This window comes from Vibrio sp. 10N.261.51.A3 (genome assembly GCF_041471965.1).
Classification (GTDB): Bacteria; Pseudomonadota; Gammaproteobacteria; order Enterobacterales; family Vibrionaceae; genus Vibrio; species Vibrio crassostreae_C.
Map to the genome: position 1 here is coordinate 1 of NZ_JBFRPK010000126.1, position 2,166 is coordinate 2,166.

The 2,166-nt window shown below is 45.7% G+C and carries 2 protein-coding genes; both read right to left on the reverse strand.

The genetic code is table 11. From position 1 onward, the window contains the following. Positions 1-111 precede the first annotated feature (111 nt). Positions 112-1,584 carry a group II intron reverse transcriptase/maturase gene (ltrA, locus tag AB4371_RS21765; RefSeq protein WP_198593305.1) on the reverse strand — a complete coding sequence of 491 codons (1,473 nt, stop codon included), beginning with the start codon at positions 1,582-1,584 and terminating at the stop codon, positions 112-114. Between the two features lie 234 nt (positions 1,585-1,818). Then, entirely contained in the window at positions 1,819-1,962 is a 144-nt protein-coding gene (locus AB4371_RS21770; protein WP_162497971.1) for a hypothetical protein, read from the reverse strand. Between the last annotated feature and the right edge of the window lie 204 nt (positions 1,963-2,166).

Consider the following 2,166-nt stretch of genomic DNA (forward strand, 5'->3'; position numbering starts at 1 on the left):
TGTCGAGTAGACGACACTTGTTACCAAGTGCCGCCCCTCTAAGAACCGTACGTGCAACTTTCACTGCATACGGCTCAAGCCTCCACTAAGGCATCATTGATACCCAGCAACTTATAACGCAGTCGGGACAGGCTCTTTCCAAGAGTTACGAGCTAGCCTTTTAGATTTTCTCTTCACCAAATATTCTTGGTATTGAGGGTCAAAAGGGGTCGCTGCATTCCTGATTTTTACGTGTCGCTCGATGGGCACTTTAGCTATTTGGAACAGATTGAAGTGACAGTCCATGTCCATGATTTTCTGCCAACCGTGAAATTGCCACTGGCCTTTACGATTGAGAAAATACTTATGAACAACCCAGTCTTTGGACTTGGTTGGATGACGTCTAACTGCCCAGTGCCATAACGCTTGGAATAGTTTGTGGCCGACATACCCGAATACTTGTTTAGCAACACAGTGGCGATAGTAATTCGCCCACCCTCTAAGTTTCGGATTTATCAACTTGATAAGATCGTTAACAGGGATGGTTGCGTGCTTTTTAATAAGTTCACGTAGATTTCTAAGGAATAACAGCGTGTTAGATTTGCTCGGTTTAATGAGCAATTTCCCTTTGTACTTCCTGTGATTGAAACCCAGAAAGTCAAAGCCATCATCAATATGAGTGACCTTCGTTTTCTCTTCGGAGAGGGTTAACCCTCTTTCTGCCAGAAAGTCAGCAATCAACGGTTTGATATCGTTCACTAGCACTTCCTTTGAAGAGCAGGTGACCACGAAATCATCCGCATAACCAATAAAGTTGGCCCTAGCACCCATTTTCAGAGCTGTAGATTTTATTTGTTGCTCTATTCCCGCGAGAGTCATTAGCATCAAGGTTGGAGATATTATTCCACCTTGAGGTGTACCCTCATCGGTATCATAGAACAGACCCTTATCCACATAGCCAGACTGTAACCATTGCTCTAACATACGTTTATCTACCGTGATATTGTCCATAAGCCATTGATGCCCGATTTTGTCGAAGCAAGCCTTAATATCTCCCTCAAGAACCCATTTCGCTGATCGCTTTAGAGCCAAACATTTGAAACACTGACTGACGGCGTCAGCCGTACTGCGATTTGGCCTAAACCCATAGCTATTGAGGTCGGCAAGCGTTTCGGACACTGGTTCTAATGCTAGAAGGTGGAGGGCTTGTTGCGCTCTATCAATCATGCATGGAATACCCAATGGCCTGAGCTTACCGTTCTTTTTGGGGATGTAGATACGTTTGAGTGGTTTTGCAGAGTAAGCCTTGCGGCTCAGTTGATTGACTGCTTTCATACGGCGTACATCTGTGTTCCAGGTGACACCGTCTATTCCAGACGTTTTACTGCCTTTATTCTGAGAGACTCGCTTAACCGCAAGAAGCTTGGCTGAGCGAGAATGAGTCAAGAGCCACTGTAAGGACTTCACCTTACCGTATTTCTTTTCTCTCGTTGCTTTTGCGATACGCATTTGAAGCTTCAATACGTGTGCTTCAACGGATTTCCAGTCGATGGACTGCCATTGAGCGCCGTCAGAAGATGCACTAATCTCTTTCGAGATCACCATTTGCTTTTCTCCTTGAATAAAGTTCTTCAAATTCTCTCGCAATGGGAGACCAGTCGGAAGTGGGCTCACTTTCGTGATCAGACATAAGTCTGTATCTGCATCATTACAATGCAGCTTTCGCTTTTTCCGACCTCCTATACCTGCATCACTATCGGCCACAAAGGCTTTCCCAAAGGGAGTGATACAGGCTTACCCTGTTCCGTATGTTACGTAAAATGTCAGCTTAGATGCCCACTATAGTGCGGAGAGTACGGCGACCACGAAAAAGTACTGTCCAACCTCTTTCCAACTCTCATTGCCTTTTGGCCACAGCGTATTAACCACTTCCGCTGCTTCATCATATAACGCACCTTGAATGGATTCACATACGTTCATCATACTGACTACCTAGCACTTACCCGAATTGTGGTTTTCAGGAGGAACGTCCTCTCACGATTCCTTTCCCACTCAGCCCAACGGCCAAGTTTCGTTACATTGTCCGAGCCGCTGCTTTATTCAGGCTCGTAGGTTCATCTGGTGATACAGATGGTTCACTCGTTAAGCGGTGAACAACGCTTCATACGACCTCAGGTCGCACGGACA